At 64.7% G+C, this 14,775-nt stretch carries 13 protein-coding genes; 9 read left to right on the top strand and 4 right to left on the bottom strand.

The features are described 5' to 3' along the window. Both AC097O_RS23190 and AC097O_RS23185 read left to right on the top strand, forming a co-directional pair. Positions 1 to 1,492 (top strand): response regulator (locus tag AC097O_RS23190; protein ID WP_479595313.1); only part of this gene is annotated, 1,492 nt, incomplete at its 5' end. Positions 1,493 to 1,642: 150 nt separating this feature from the next. Then, positions 1,643 to 3,193, top strand: coding sequence for a methyl-accepting chemotaxis protein (locus AC097O_RS23185; protein WP_479595312.1), 1,551 nt, complete (start codon positions 1,643 to 1,645; stop codon positions 3,191 to 3,193). A gap of 228 nt (positions 3,194 to 3,421) precedes the next feature. Here the strand turns inward: AC097O_RS23185 and mnmA are convergent, their stop codons facing one another. Next, complete coding sequence (gene mnmA / locus AC097O_RS23180) at positions 3,422 to 4,537, bottom strand: tRNA 2-thiouridine(34) synthase MnmA (RefSeq protein WP_479595311.1); 1,116 nt, start codon at positions 4,535 to 4,537, stop codon at positions 3,422 to 3,424. A 46-nt stretch (positions 4,538 to 4,583) separates the two neighbouring features. Continuing rightward, on the bottom strand, positions 4,584 to 5,030 hold the full coding sequence (locus tag AC097O_RS23175) for an NUDIX hydrolase (protein WP_479595310.1): 447 nt from the start codon (positions 5,028 to 5,030) through the stop codon (positions 4,584 to 4,586). 151 nt (positions 5,031 to 5,181) lie between these two features. Between AC097O_RS23175 and AC097O_RS23170 the strand changes: the two genes are divergently transcribed. The 6 genes from AC097O_RS23170 (at position 5,182) to AC097O_RS23145 (ending at position 12,824) form a co-directional block, all read left to right on the top strand. Next, complete coding sequence (locus AC097O_RS23170; protein ID WP_479595309.1) at positions 5,182 to 6,309, top strand: Re/Si-specific NAD(P)(+) transhydrogenase subunit alpha; 1,128 nt, start codon at positions 5,182 to 5,184, stop codon at positions 6,307 to 6,309. Between the two features lie 12 nt (positions 6,310 to 6,321). Next, positions 6,322 to 6,642 carry an NAD(P) transhydrogenase subunit alpha part 2 gene (locus AC097O_RS23165; RefSeq protein ID WP_479595308.1) on the top strand — a complete coding sequence of 107 codons (321 nt, stop codon included), beginning with the start codon at positions 6,322 to 6,324 and terminating at the stop codon, positions 6,640 to 6,642. Next, positions 6,639 to 8,075 (top strand): NAD(P)(+) transhydrogenase (Re/Si-specific) subunit beta, encoded by a 1,437-nt coding sequence (locus AC097O_RS23160; protein WP_479595307.1) that lies wholly within the window; start codon positions 6,639 to 6,641, stop codon positions 8,073 to 8,075. Before AC097O_RS23165 ends, AC097O_RS23160 begins: the two co-directional genes overlap by 4 nt. 87 nt (positions 8,076 to 8,162) lie before the next feature. After that, entirely contained in the window at positions 8,163 to 9,839 is a 1,677-nt protein-coding gene (locus tag AC097O_RS23155; RefSeq protein ID WP_479595306.1) for a long-chain-fatty-acid--CoA ligase, read from the top strand. After that, positions 9,836 to 10,579, top strand: coding sequence for a 5'-methylthioadenosine/adenosylhomocysteine nucleosidase (locus AC097O_RS23150; protein ID WP_479595305.1), 744 nt, complete (start codon positions 9,836 to 9,838; stop codon positions 10,577 to 10,579). The genes AC097O_RS23155 and AC097O_RS23150 overlap by 4 nt, the downstream gene beginning before the upstream one ends. A 109-nt stretch (positions 10,580 to 10,688) precedes the next feature. Next, on the top strand, positions 10,689 to 12,824 hold the full coding sequence (locus AC097O_RS23145) for a PLL family lectin (protein WP_479595304.1): 2,136 nt from the start codon (positions 10,689 to 10,691) through the stop codon (positions 12,822 to 12,824). Here AC097O_RS23145 and AC097O_RS23140 read toward each other — a convergent pair. Both AC097O_RS23140 and corA read right to left on the bottom strand, forming a co-directional pair. Continuing rightward, positions 12,821 to 13,096, bottom strand: a complete 276-nt coding sequence (locus AC097O_RS23140; protein ID WP_315191252.1) for a hypothetical protein — start codon at positions 13,094 to 13,096, stop codon at positions 12,821 to 12,823. The genes AC097O_RS23145 and AC097O_RS23140 overlap by 4 nt on opposite strands. Positions 13,097 to 13,103: 7 nt before the next feature. Then, positions 13,104 to 14,093, bottom strand: a complete 990-nt coding sequence (gene corA, locus AC097O_RS23135; protein WP_479595303.1) for a magnesium/cobalt transporter CorA — start codon at positions 14,091 to 14,093, stop codon at positions 13,104 to 13,106. 306 nt (positions 14,094 to 14,399) lie between these two features. On the opposite strand from corA, the gene hpf reads away from it, so the two are divergent. Continuing rightward, positions 14,400 to 14,729, top strand: coding sequence for a ribosome hibernation-promoting factor, HPF/YfiA family (hpf, locus tag AC097O_RS23130; RefSeq protein ID WP_295959171.1), 330 nt, complete (start codon positions 14,400 to 14,402; stop codon positions 14,727 to 14,729). The last annotated feature ends 46 nt before the right edge of the window (positions 14,730 to 14,775 follow it).

Raw genomic sequence — 14,775 nt, 5'->3', positions numbered from 1 at the left:
GGTCGACGACAACGCCCACGCCGCCCTGGTGCTGGTAGACATGCTGCGCAGCATGGGCTTTGACGTCGCCTCGGTGGACTCCGGCACCAAAGCCGTGGCGGCAGTGCGCGAAGCGGCCGAAGGCGGCTACCCGTTTGACATCACCATGCTGGACTGGCAGATGCCGGGCATGGACGGACTGCAAACCGCGCACGCCATCACCGCGCTGGGGCTGCCATCCAGCCCCAAGCCGATATTGGTGACCGCGTATGGGCGTGAAGAAGTGGTGCAGGGCGCGCAGGCGGCGGGCATCGAGGACCTGCTGGTCAAGCCCGTCAACGCCTCGCTGCTGTTCAACACCATGCTGGGAGCCATGGGCCGGGTGATGGGGGGCGGCGCGGTGCCGGGCGGCCACGATGCCGGGGCTACGGCGCTGGAGGCGATGGTGCCGCTCAGCGGCGCACGCATTCTGCTGGTGGAAGACAACGAACTCAACCAGCAGGTGGCCTGCGAGCTGCTGTTCGAAGCCGGTTGTGTGGTCGAGATTGCCGACAACGGCCAGATTGCCGTGGACATGGTGGCTAAGGGCCATGGGGATGCCAGCCTGCGCTACGACCTGGTGTTGATGGACATGCAAATGCCGGTGATGGACGGCGTGACGGCCACCCGCCTGCTGCGCCAGGACGGGCGCAATGCAGACCTGCCCATCGTCGCCATGACCGCCAACGCCATGGCTGCCGACCGCCAGCGCTGCCTGGACGCGGGCATGAACGACTTCGTCAGCAAGCCCATCGAGCCCGAAATGCTGTGGCGGGCCCTGGCCCAGTGGATCGCACCGCACAGCGGCCTGGGCCTGGTGCAGCGCGCCGATGCGGCCCCCGATGTCCGTGCCGCTGCCGCCAAGACCCCGCACACCGATGCCGCCATGGACGGCCTGCGCCGCATCCCCGGCCTGGACGTGGCCCAGGGCCTGCGCCGCATCATGGGCAAGCAGCCGCTGTACCAGGACATGCTGCGCAAGTTTGCCGCCGGGCAGGCCAGCGCCGTGGCCGACCTGCTGCACAGCCTGGACAACGGCGACCCCACCAGCGCCGAGCGCACCGCCCATACCTTGAAGGGCGTGGCGGGCAACATCGGTGCCAGCCTGCTGCAGGCCAGCGCCGCCCAGCTGGAGCGCGCCATCCACCTGCAGGAGCCGCTGGCCGACATCCAGGCCCAGGCCGAGCGCACCGCTGCGCTGCTGGGCCCGCTGGTGGCCGCCATCGACCGGCAGCTACCGGCACCGCTGGCCGTGGTGGAGGCTGCCGTGTCCTTTGATACCGCCCAGGTGGATGCCATCTGCGCCCGCCTGGCGGACCTGCTGCGCGAGGACGATGCCGAATCCATCGAGCTGCTGCAAGAGCACGCTACCCTGCTCCAGCAGGTGCTGCACGGCACCTACGCCGAGATCGAGACGGCGGTGGCCCAGTACGACTTTGAAACCGCGCTGGAGCGGCTGGAGCAGGCCCGGTAGTTTGCTATTTGTTTTGTAGCTGCTTGCGCTGATGGAATAAGCGCTAGAGGCACTTTTTATATAAATCACTGGGCTGTCGCAGCGTTTTACTTGTCAATGTCCCGCGTCCCCCGTACAACCCACGTATATCCCCCACCGAGTCCGCACACCATGTCCACCTTCCAATCCAAGCTTTCCATCACCCAGCGCCTCGGTGTGGGCTTTGCGCTGATCCTGCTGCTGTGCTGCATTTCCATCGTGGTGGGCATCGTCAAGCTCAATGCGTCGGCGCAGGCCACCCAGTACATCCTGGGCAGCCCGATCCAGACCGAGCGCCTGGTCAGCGACTGGTACCGCGACATCCACACCAGCGTACGCCGCACCACCGCCATTGCCAAAAGCAGCGATGCCTCGTTGGCCAGCTACTTTGCGCAAGATGCGGCCACCTCCAGCGAGCGCTCCAGCAAGGCCCAGAAAACCCTGGAGCCGCTGATGCAAACCGATGCCGAGAAAGCCCTGTTCGCGGCCATCGGCGTGGCCCGCAAAAACTATGTGGAAGCCCGCGATGCCGTCTCGGCCCTCAAGAAAGAAGGCAAGTCCGACGAAGCCAACCAGTTGCTGGAGCAAAAGTTCACCCCCGCAGGCAAGGCCTACCTGGACGCACTGGAGGCCTTGATGCTGGCCCAGCGGCAAGACATTGACCAGCAGGCCCAGGGCATGGCCGACAACACCACCCAGGGCCGCAACCTGCTGATCGCCGTGGGCACCATCAGCCTGTTGTTTGGCGCAGGCAGCGCCTGGCGGCTGGCGGGCTCCATCACCCTGCCGCTGGCCGAGGCCAACCGGGCCGCACGGCAGGTGGCGGCGGGCGACCTGACCGGGCGCATGGTGGTGCAGCGCCAGGACGAAGTCGGCCAATTGGTCACCAGCCTGCAAGACATGCAGGCCAACCTGGTGCGGGTGGTGGGTAGCGTGCGCCAGGGCTCGGAGAGCGTCTCCACCGCCAGCGCCGAAATCGCCGAGGGCAACCACGATCTGAGCGTGCGCACCGAAAACCAGGCCGCTGCCCTGCAGGAAACCGCCGCCTCCATGCAAGAGCTGAGCAGCACCGTGCGGCAAAACGCCGACAACTCCGCCCGCGCCAACCAGCTGGCCCTGCGCGCCTCCACCGTGGCGGCGCAGGGCGGGGCCGTGGTGGGCCAGGTGGTGCAGACCATGAAGGGCATCAACGACAGCTCGCAAAAAATCGCCGACATCATCGGCGTGATCGACGGTATCGCCTTCCAGACCAATATCCTGGCGTTGAATGCCGCCGTGGAAGCCGCCCGCGCCGGTGAGCAGGGCCGGGGCTTTGCGGTAGTGGCCAGCGAGGTGCGCAGCCTGGCAGGCCGCAGCGCCGAAGCCGCCAAGGAAATCAAGGTGCTGATCAGCGCCAGCGTGGAGCGCGTGGCCCAGGGCACCAGCCTGGTGGACCAGGCCGGCAGCACCATGGCCGAAGTGGTCAGCGCCATCCGCCAGGTCAGCGACATCGTGGGCGAGATCAGCGCCGCCAGCACCGAGCAAAGCGCCGGTGTCAGCCAGATCGGCGAAGCCGTCACCCAGATGGACCAGGCCACCCAGCAAAACGCCGCCCTGGTGGAAGAAATGGCCGCCGCCGCCAGCAGCCTGCAAGGCCAGGCCAGCGATCTGGTGCGGGTGGTGGCGCAGTTCAAGCTGGAATAGGTACACCCCCAGGCTACAGCGCCAGCGCTTTTCGCCAACCCCCTTGCAGGGGGCAACAGCAGCGGCCTGGCTGAGCCAGTTCCGCGCTGTTCGCGAGGGGGCTTTGCTGCGCTTGCCTTGGGGCGGGCCGGGGCAGGGGTGTTTATTGCGCCTTTGCCCGTCTCAATTGTTCAATTAGCTATTGAAATAGTAGCTGCTTGCGCTGATGGAATAAGCACGGGGTGCCAATTAGACCCCTGAATCCACCCCAATCACCCCGCCCCCCAGGCACACCTCCCCGTCGTACACCACTGCCGACTGGCCTGGGGTCACGGCCCACTGCGCGTCGGGGAAGTCCAGGCGGAAGCCGCTGTCTGCTGCTGCCAGGGTGCACGGCGCATCGGCCTGCCGGTAGCGGCTTTTGGCAGCGTAGCTGCCGGGGGCGGGGGCGTGGCCTGCGACCCAGCTCACGTCATCGGCCACCAGGGTGTGCGACTGCAGCCAGGGGTGGTCGTGGCCTTGCACCACCCACAGGGTGTTGCGCTCCATGTCCTTGCGGGCCACGAACCAGGGCGCGTGCTCGCCGCCGCCGCGTTGCGCGCCTTTTTCCTTGATGCCGCCGATGCCCAGGCCCTGGCGCTGGCCCAAGGTGTAGAAGCTCAGGCCCACGTGCTTGCCCAGCACCCGGCCTTTTTCGTCCTTGATGGGGCCGGGCTCTTTGGCGATGTAGCGGTTCAGAAAGTCGCGGAATGGGCGCTCGCCGATGAAGCAGATGCCGGTGGAGTCCTTCTTGGTGGCGTTGGGCAGCGCCATCTGGGACGCGATGCGGCGCACCTCGGTCTTGTGCAGCTCGCCCACCGGGAACAGGGTTTTGCTGAGCTGCGCCTGGTTCAGGCGGTGCAGAAAATAGCTTTGGTCTTTGCTCGGGTCCAGGCCTTTGAGGAGCTGGAACTGGCCGCTGACTTCACGGACGCGGGCGTAGTGGCCGGTGGCGATTTTTTCCGCGCCCAGGCGGATGGCGTGGTCCAGAAACGCTTTGAACTTGATCTCGGCGTTGCACAAGATGTCGGGGTTGGGCGTGCGGCCCGCCTGGTATTCGCGCAGAAACTCGGCAAACACCCGGTCTTTGTACTCGGCGGCGAAGTTGACGTGCTCGATCTCGATGCCGATCACATCGGCCACGGCGGCGGCATCCACGAAGTCGATGTTGCTGGAGCAGTATTCGCTGTCGTCATCGTCCTCCCAGTTTTTCATGAAGATACCGATGACCTCATAGCCCTGTTGCTTGAGCAGATAGGCGCTGACGGCCGAATCCACCCCGCCGCTCAACCCGACCACGACCCGTTGTTTGCTGTGTGTTCCCATGCCCCGATTGTAAAAACATGGGCTTGGCCCTGGTTCTAGAACGTTTTTAGGGGGCTGTATAGACCAAGTCCAGCGGGAAACGCCGCCCGGCCAGGTAGTCCTCCACGCAGCGCAGCAGCAGGGGGCTGCGGTGGCGGTGGGTGCTGGCGCGGATCTCGGCGGGGGTCATCCACAGGCTGCGTTTGATGCCGTGGTCCAGTTTGCGCTCGGGGTGGAAGTCGCCTAGCGTGCCGCAAAAGGCAAAGCGCAGGTAGGTGGTGTCACCCAGCGCCGCCTGGTACACGCCGACCAGCGCGGTGGGTGTGAAGGTATAGGCGGCTTCCTCCAGCGTTTCGCGGGCGCAGGCCTGGGCCAGCGATTCGCCGGGCTCCAGGTGCCCGGCGGGGTTGTTCAGCCGCAAGCCTTCGGGCGTGTGTTCTTCGACCAGCAGGAACCGGCCCTCGTGCTCCACCACGGCAGCCACCGTGACGCTGGGTTTCCATCGATGCTTCATGTCAGCATTATGAATAGACAGTGTCGCCCAAGCGTTTGTGGGCGGAAGGGGCCTGGGTAAAGTCAGTTAAGCTTGGAAGGCAAAGATTCCGACTTTTCAAGCCAAAAGTCGCACATTTTCAAGAATATTTAAAAACCATTGAGGAGACCTCATGCTGATTGGTGTGCCGCTAGAGACGGCGACCGGTGAAACCCGCGTCGCAGTCACCCCCGAAACCGCCAAAAAGCTGGCAGCCCAGGGCCATACGGTCCGCATCCAATCGGGGGCTGGCGTGGCCGCCAGCGCCACCGATGCGGCCTACACGGCAGCAGGGGCCGAGATCACCGATGCCGCTGGCGCTTTGGCCTGCGACCTGGTGCTCAAGGTGCGCAGCCCCTCTAGTGCAGAGGCCGCGCAGATGCGCCCCGGCACCACGCTGGTGGGCATGCTCAACCCCTTTGATGCCGAGGGCCTGCAACGCCTGGCCACTGCGGGCCTGACCAGCTTTGCGCTGGAAGCCGCCCCCCGCACCAGCCGCGCCCAGAGCATGGACGTGCTCTCCAGCCAGGCCAACATCGCCGGGTACAAGGCCGTGATGATGGCCGCCGACAAATACCAGCGCTTCTTCCCCATGCTGATGACCGCCGCAGGTACCGTCAAGGCCGCGCGCGTGGTGATTCTGGGCGTGGGCGTGGCCGGCCTGCAAGCCATTGCTACCGCCAAGCGCCTGGGCGCGGTGATCGAGGCCAGCGACGTGCGCCCCAGCGTCAAGGAGCAGGTCGAATCGCTGGGCGGCAAGTTCATCGAGGTGTCGTACGACACGCCGGAAGAAAAAGAGGCCGCCGTGGGCGTGGGTGGCTATGCCAAGCCCATGCCGCCCAGCTGGCTGGCGCGCCAACAGGTCGAAGTGGCCAAGCGCGTGGCCCAGGCCGACGTGGTGATCTCCACTGCGCTCATCCCTGGCCGCGCCGCGCCGACCTTGATTACCGAAGACATGGTGAAAAGCATGAAGCCCGGCTCGGTGATCGTGGACATCGCCGCAGGCAAGGGCCCCAATGGTGGCGGCAACTGCCCGCTGTCCGAGGCCGACAAAACCGTGGTCAAGCATGGCGTGACGCTGATCGGCGAAACCAACCTGCCCGCGCTGGTGGCCGCCGATGCGTCCGCCTTGTACGCCCGCAACATCCTCGACTTTTTGAAGCTGGTGCTGACCAAGGAAGGCACGCTGAACGTGGACATGGCCGACGACATCGTGGCCGCCTGCCTCGTCACCCAGGCTGGCGTGGTTACGCGTAAATAAGGAGCAAACACCATGGACATTCTTTCCCCCACGGTCACCAACCTGATCATTTTTGTGCTGGCCATCTACGTGGGTTACCACGTGGTCTGGACCGTCACGCCCGCACTGCACACGCCGCTGATGGCCGTCACCAACGCCATCTCGGCCATCGTCATCATCGGGGCCATGCTGGCCGCCGCTTTAACCGAAACCACGCTGGGTAAAACCATGGGCGTGCTGGCCGTGGCGCTGGCCGCCGTCAATGTGTTCGGTGGCTTCATGGTCACCCGGCGCATGCTGGAGATGTTCAAGAAGAAAGAGAAAAAGACCCCCGCCAAGGAGGCACTGAAATGAGCTTGAATCTCGTCACACTTTTATACCTGTTCGCCAGCGTCTGCTTCATCCAGGCGCTCAAGGGCTTGAGCCATCCCACCACCTCGATCCGGGGCAACTTCTTTGGCATGCTGGGCATGGCCGTGGCGGTGGTCACCACCATCGCGCTGATCTTCAAGCTGGCCGGGCAAATGGGGCAGAACGGCATGGAGGGCATGGCCTGGGTGCTGGGCGCGCTGCTGGTCGGCGGCTCGGTGGGCACCATCATGGCCAAGCGGGTCGAGATGACCAAGATGCCCGAGCTGGTGGCCTTCATGCACAGCATGATCGGCCTGGCGGCGGTGTTCATTGCCGTGGCGGCCGTGGCCGAACCCTGGGCGTTTGCCATATCGGCCAAGGGCGCAGAGATCCCCGGCGGCAACCGCATCGAGCTGGCACTGGGTGCCTTTATCGGCGCGGTCACGTTCAGCGGCTCGGTGATCGCGTTTGGCAAGCTGTCGGGCAAGTACAAGTTCCGCCTGTTCCAGGGCACGCCGGTGAGCTTTCCCGGCCAGCACAAGCTGAACCTGGTGCTGGGCCTGGCGGCGGCGTTCTTCATCTTTGGCTTTTGGCACTCGCAAAGCTGGATGGACATGTGCCTGGTGATCGCCCTGGGCTTTGCCCTGGGCGTGCTGCTGATCATCCCGATCGGCGGGGCCGACATGCCGGTGGTGGTGTCCATGCTCAACAGCTATTCCGGCTGGGCGGCGGCGGGCATTGGCTTCAGCCTGAACAACAGCATGCTGATCATTGCGGGTTCGCTGGTGGGCTCCAGCGGTGCGATCCTGAGCTACATCATGTGCAAGGCCATGAACCGCTCGTTCTTCAACGTGATCGGTGGCGGGTTCGGTGGCGACGCTGCTACCGCAGCGTCTGGGGCGGCAGTACAACGTAGCGTCAAGAGCGGCAGCGCCGACGACGCGGCATTTGTGCTGGGCAATGCCGAAACCGTGGTCATCGTGCCCGGCTACGGTCTGGCCGTGGCGCGCGCCCAGCATGCGGTGAAAGAGCTGGCGCAGAAACTCACCGACAAGGGCATCATCGTCAAGTACGCCATCCACCCCGTGGCCGGGCGCATGCCGGGCCACATGAACGTGCTGCTGGCCGAGGCCGAGGTGCCCTATGACCAGGTGCACGAGATGGAAGACATCAACGGCGAATTTGGCCAGGTCGATGTGGCCATCATCCTGGGGGCCAACGACGTGGTGAACCCCGCCGCGCACACCAAGGGCAGCCCCATTTACGGCATGCCGATCCTGGAGGCCTACAAGGCCAAAACCATCATCGTCAACAAGCGCAGCATGGCCGCAGGCTACGCCGGGCTGGACAACGAGCTGTTCTACATGGACAAGACCATGATGGTCTTCGGCGACGCGAAAAAGGTCGTGGAAGACATGGGCAAGGCCATTGAATAACCCAGGACTTACGCAAGTTCCCCCTGTACGCCCGAAGGGCGAGACAGGGGCGCTGCGTAAGTCCTATAACGACCGGGAGAATCCGTTATGACTGAACGCATCTGGCTCAGCAGCTACCCCCCCGGCGTGCCCGCCGACATCGACCCGACCCGCTACCCTTCGTTGCAGGCCTTGATCGAAGAAAGCTTTCAGAAGTACGCCGACCGCACCGCCTACAGCTTCATGGGCAAGGACCTGAGCTATGGCGAGACCGACACGCTGAGCCGCCAGTTCGCCGCCTATCTGCAAAGCCTGGGCCTGGCCAAGGGCGAGCGCGTGGCGGTGATGATGCCCAATGTGCCGCAGTACCCGGTGGCCGTGGCCGCCTTGCTGCGGGCCGGGCTGGTGCTGGTCAACGTGAACCCGCTGTACACCCCGCGCGAGCTGGAGCACCAGTTGAAAGACTCGGGTGCCAAGGCCATCGTGATTCTGGAAAATTTTGGTGCCACGCTGCAGCAATGCCTGGCCAACACCCCCGTCAAACACGTGGTGCTGTGCGCCATGGGCGACCAGCTCGGGCTGCTCAAGGGCGCGCTGGTCAACTACGTGGTGCGCAAGGTCAAGAAGCTGGTGCCGCCCTTCCAGTTGCCGGGCGCGGTGCGCTTCAACACCGCGCTGGCGCGGGGTCGGCGCGGCGTGTTCACGCCCGTGCCGGTGCAGCCGGACGACATCGCCGTGCTGCAGTACACCGGCGGCACCACCGGTGTGTCCAAAGGGGCTGTGCTGCTGCACCGCAACGTGATTGCCAACGTGCTGCAGTCCGAAGCCTGGAACCAGCCGGTGATGGACAAGGTGCCCCAGGGCGAGCAGCCCACCAGCGTGTGCGCGCTGCCGCTGTACCACATCTTCGCATTCACTGTGGGCATGATGCTGTCCATGCGCACCGGCGGCAAGCTGATCCTGATCCCCAATCCGCGCGACCTGAAGGCAGTGCTCAAAGAGTTGTCGCAGCACCGCATCCACAGCCTGCCTGCGGTCAATACCTTGTTCAACGGCCTGGCCAACCACCCCGATTTCAAGACCGTGGACTGGAGCCACCTGAAGGTGTCCATCGGCGGTGGCATGGCGGTGCAGGCGGCTGTGGCCAAGCTGTGGCTGGAGAAAACCGGCTGCCCGATTTGCGAGGGCTACGGCCTGAGCGAAACCTCGCCCACCGCCAGCTGCAACCCGCCCACGCGCACCGACTACACCGGCACCATCGGCGTGCCGCTGTCCAGCACCTATTTCAAGCTGCTGGACGATGCGGGCGCCGAAGTGCCCATGGGCCAGCCCGGCGAAATCTGCATCAAGGGACCGCAGGTGATGGCGGGCTATTGGCTGCGCCCGGATGAAACCGCCCAGGCCATGACAGCCGACGGCTACTTCAAAACCGGCGACATCGGCACCATGGACGCGCTCGGTTACTTCAAGATCGTGGACCGCAAGAAAGACATGGTGCTGGTCAGCGGCTTCAACGTCTACCCCAACGAGATTGAAGACGTGGTGGCCGCCATGCCCGGCGTGCTGGAATGCGCCTGCGTGGGCGTGCCCGACGAGAAAACCGGCGAGGCCGTCAAGGTGGTGATCGTCAAGAAAGACCCGGCCCTCACAGAAGAACAGGTGCGCGCCTACTGCAAGGCCAACCTCACCGGCTACAAGCAGCCCCGCGTGGTGGAGTTCCGTGCCGACCTGCCCAAAACCCCGGTGGGCAAAATCCTGCGCCGCGAGCTGCGCACCAAGGTGTGAGCCTCGCCATCCTCAGTGCCCTGGCCGAAGAACAGCAGGGCATCTTCGAGCAACTGGAGCAGCCCCGCCGCGTGCAGCACGCCGGGCGCAGCTTTGGCCTGGGGCTGTGGCACGGCCAGCCGGTGGTGCTGGCGCTGTCGCGCATCGGCAAGGTGGCTGCGGCCACCACGGCCACCGCCTTGATCGAGAAATTTGGAGCCAGCCGCATCGTGTTCACCGGCGTGGCCGGTGGGGTGGGCGAGGGCGTGCAAGTGGGCGACGTGGTGGTGGCGGCAGATTTCATCCAGCACGACATGAACGCCGCGCCGCTGTTCCCTCCCTTCGAAGTGCCCCTGTACGGCCAGGCGCGCTTTGCCTGCGATGAAAAACTGACCTCTACACTTTTGATAGCTGCTCACGCTAGTGGAATAAGCGCTGGAGGCCGATTTGGCTTAAATCCCCTGCCGCCGCATATCCACCACGGCCTGGTGGCCAGCGGCGACCGTTTTGTGTCTGCCGCCACCGAAGTGCAGGCCTTGCAATCCGCCCTGCGCGCCCACGGCCATGAGGCCCTGGCGGTGGAGATGGAAGGTGCGGCGGTGGCCCAGGTGTGCCATGACTACGGCATTCCATTCGCCGCCATGCGCAGCATCTCCGACCGGGCCGACGACACGGCCCACACCGACTTTGCCGCGTTCGTGCGCACGGTGGCCAGCCGCTACGCACAGGCGGTGCTGGCGGAGCTGGTGCAGCGCTTGTAGCGCCTGTCGCGGGGGAACTTTTCCCCCATTTCGATGATGCGGTTTGCGCACCGGGCACCTATTCTGAGGTGCGCTCTGCCGTCGTGGGGTGCCTACAGGAGCCCCATCCATGTCCGAAATCAACACCGAGTACGAACGCCTGGCCATGCCGGGCACACGCAGCACCGCCAAGGCCCGCAGCGAGGGCCAACCGCCTGACAACGATGGCGGCCTGCTGCATAACTATGGGCCGAACGTGCAGATTCGCCGTGCCCAGCCTGCCGAGATCGGAGGCCTGCCGTTTGCCGCTGCTGCCGTGCCCAAGGCCACGGTGGCCGTGTTGAACCAGACCGAGAAGCTGGGGTTGTCGGCCTTCAATTTGCGCCGCAGCGCCAAGTACCGCGCCGCCAAGGCCAAGCGCCCCCGCGATGGTGAAGACTGGGACATGCACGGCTGCGCCCCCGAGGCCGAGGGGCCCGCAGGCCGGGCCGCGATGGAGGCCCTGGGGGCGGCCGCACCCGGCGAGCGCGGCGCGGGCGACCCGTTTCTGGCGGGCTCGGTGGCGGTGGGCATCATCATCGTCAATGGGCCTACGGCGGCCACCCGGTTCAGCGCGGCCGAGCGGGTCAAGGTGGTGGCCGAGGTGCAGGCCGGGTTGACCTGGCTGGGCAACCAGGACCCGGCCTCGGGCGTGAGCTGGCACTACGAGATCAACAACGTCAGCATCTCCACCAGCACCACGGCCACGGCGGCAGACGACGAATCGCGCTGGCGCAACCCCGCCATGGGCGCATTGGGCCAGACGCAGAACTGGCAGGGCGTGCTGAACTACGTGAGCGCCCTGCGCACCCGGCTGAGCACGCGCTGGGCCTATTGCGTGTTTTTCGTCAAAGGCTATCCGCTGTGGCACTTTGCCTACGCCAGCGCACCGCGCATCGTGATGGACTACGCCAACGACGGCTGGGGGCCGGACAACATCGACCGCGTGTTCACCCACGAAACCGGCCACATCTTCTCGTGCCCCGACGAATATTCCGCCGCCAGTTGCAACTGCTCCAGCACCCACGGCATCTACAACGAACCCAACCGCAACTGCGCCACCTGCGCGCCCGGCGGCGGTGTGGCCTGCCTGATGAAGGCCAACGACTGGACCATGTGCGCGTCTACCCGCCGCCACCTGGGCTGGGGGCTCACCAGCACCCGGGTGCCGCAGGGCGCACCCATCCATGCGGTATCGCGCGCGGCCAACAAGCTGGACATCTTCTTCACCGACCGGGATGGGCGGGTCATGTCCGCCGCCTGGGAGCCCTCCATGCCCAACTGGTGGCAGGGTTTCTGGCACATCCAGGGCGGCATGGCGGCCTCTGGCGCGCCGGTCACGGCGGTCAGCCGGGGGGCGAACAAGCTGGACATCTTTGTGGTGGGCACCGACAACCACGTCTACACCGCCGCCTGGCGGCCCGACACCGGCTGGCGGGGTTGGTGGCGCATTGGCAATATCAGCGTGCCGCACCGCAGCCAGATCAGCGCGGTGTCGCGCAGCGCCGACCATCTGGACATCTTTGCCACCGATGTGTCGGGCCGGGTGATGTCCGCCGCCTGGCAACCCAGTTTTGCCGATGGCTGGCACGGCTGGTGGCACATCCAGGGCGGTATCGCGGCCCCCGGTGCGCCGGTGGGCGCGGCGGTGCGCGGGCCGAACCAGCTGGACATCTTTGTGGTGGGCACCGATGGCCGGGTCTACACCGCAGCATGGCAACCTTCGTTTACCGACGGCTGGCATGGCTGGTGGCGCGTGGGTAACACCCGTTTCCCGGCGGGCGGGCATGTGAATGCGGTCTCGCGCAGCGCCAACAAGCTGGACATTTTTGCCATCGCCAATGGGGGCGAAACCATGACTGCGGCCTGGGAGCCTGCGTTTACCGACGGCTGGCACGGCTGGTGGCATATCCAGGGCGGGCGCGGGCGGCCTGGTGCGCCCCTCCACGCGGTGTCCCGCTCGGCCAACAAGCTGGATGTTTTTGTGACCGGCACCGACCGGGGCACCTACACCGCGGCCTGGGAGCCTGCGTTTACCGACGGCTGGCACGGCTGGTGGCGGCTGAATGGCGGGTCGGCAGCGCTGGGTGCGGCGATTACCTCGGTGTCGCGCGCGCCAAACAAGCTGGACACCTTTGTGGTGGGCGACGACAGCCGTATCTACACGGCGGCCTGGGAGCCGACCTTCACCGACTGGTGGCACGGCTGGTGGCCGATGGGCGTTTAAGGCGGTGTGAAGCCGGGGCTGTCCCAGTCCGCGCCATCGCCAGGGCGGGGTGCGGATTTGTGCCCCTGTGCGGCCCAGGCGGCGGCAAAGAGCGCTTCGCTCTCTGTCAACGGTGGGTCGGCCTGGTCCAAGGGCACGGTGCCTGTCAGGTGCGCAGCATCGGGCAGGCGCAGCACCAGCAGGCGCGGGGGCAGGGCGGCCACCACGGGCCACTGGGCGCGTAGGCGCTGGCTGTCGGCTGCCGTTTCCGGGAGTACCAGGGTGTCGGCCATGGCGGTTTCAGGACAACCAGCCGCGTTTATAGAAGTACCACATCGGCACCAGCGCACTGGCCGCCATCATGGCCACCACATACGGGTACGACCAACTGCCCAGAAACTCCAGCTCGGGAAATTTCATGTTCATGCCGTATATGCTGGCCACCAGGGTCGGCGGCAGCAGGGCCACGCTGGCGACAGAGAAGATTTTGATGATCTTGTTCTGGTTGATGTTGATGAAACCCACGGTGGCATCCATCAAGAAGTTGATCTTGTCGAACAAAAAGGCCGTGTGCGAGTCCAGCGAGTCGATGTCGCGGTGGATCTGGCGGGCTTCTTCGAACTGCTCGGCGTTGAGCATCTTGCTGCGCATCATGAAGCTCAGGGCGCGGCGGGTGTCCATCATGTTGCGGCGGATACGGCCGTTCAAATCCTCGTGGCGGGCGATGGAGCCCAGCACTTCCCCGGCCAGCGCATCGGTCATATTGCCCGCCAGCACCCGGCGGCTGACCTTTTCCAGGTCGACGTAGATGTCTTCCAGCGTGTCGGCGGAGTATTCGGCATCGGCATCGAAAAGTTTGAGTAAAACTTCCTTGGCATCTTCGATCAGGCCCGGTGCCCGGCGCGCGCGCATGCGCAGCAGGCGGAACACCGGCACGTCTTCGTCGTGGATAGAGAACAGCACGCCCCGGCTTTTGAGCTCGGCGTTGTGCTGGTTCAGGATGAAAGCCACGCGTACCGTGCGCGGATCGGACTCGTCGGCCACCAAAAAGTCGCTGCGGATGTGCAGCTCGCCGTTATCTTCTTCGTAAAAACGGGCCGATTCTTCAATATCTTCGTCCATCGCATCCTCAGGGATGGACAGGCCGTAATACTGTTTGATCCAGCGTTTTTCTTCCAGCGTGGGCGATTCCAGGTCCACCCAGATCGGCTGGAAGCGGGAAAGCTCTTCCAGTGACTCGATCTCTTCTTGAAACAATCGGCCATTGGCCAGCGAGAAAATATTCAGCATGGGGCACTCCCTGGGGTGGATGGGCAAAGACGGGGGGTGGGGCTAGGCTTTCAGCCCCCGTGCAGCGCAGGGAGGTGAAAGCTAGCGACTAGGGGCGCTTTCCATGGGGTTTTCTCGGACGTAGTAAAGGCCTGAATTATGGCACCGCCGCCCGCCGATCTATACAGGTAAGGCCCAGTCTCTGGACCGCTGCTTACACGGGGTAACACCCATTCGAAAGACCTGGGAAAGGGTTGCGTTCAGGGGATATCGGGCGCATAGTGAAATGACTTTCAACAGTGAAAGTATTGCTCTAGGAGGAACTACATGAACTTGACGATCAGCGGACACCATCTGGATGTGACCCCCGCCTTGCGTAACTATGTGACCACCAAACTGGACCGAATAACCCGCCATTTCGACCAGCTGGTAGATGTCAAAGTGCTACTGACGATTGAAAAGCAAAAGGAAAAGCAAGGCCGACAACGCGCTGAATGCAACATCCATGTCAAAGGCAATGACATGTTCGCCGAAAGCTCCCACGCGGATTTGTACGCCGCAGTAGACGAATTGGTCGACAAGCTGGACCGCCAGGTGGTCCGCCACAAAGACCGGGTGCAAGACCACCACCACGAAGCGCCCAAGCGCCTGATGTAAGTCCTACGCTGTCGCGTACTCTGCAAAAGCCGCCTGTTCTACGGGG

This window comes from Rhodoferax sp. LS1P39 (assembly GCF_056521425.1).
The sequence above is the reverse complement of the archived record's forward strand: the minus strand, read 5'-3'. Positions and strand labels throughout refer to the sequence as shown.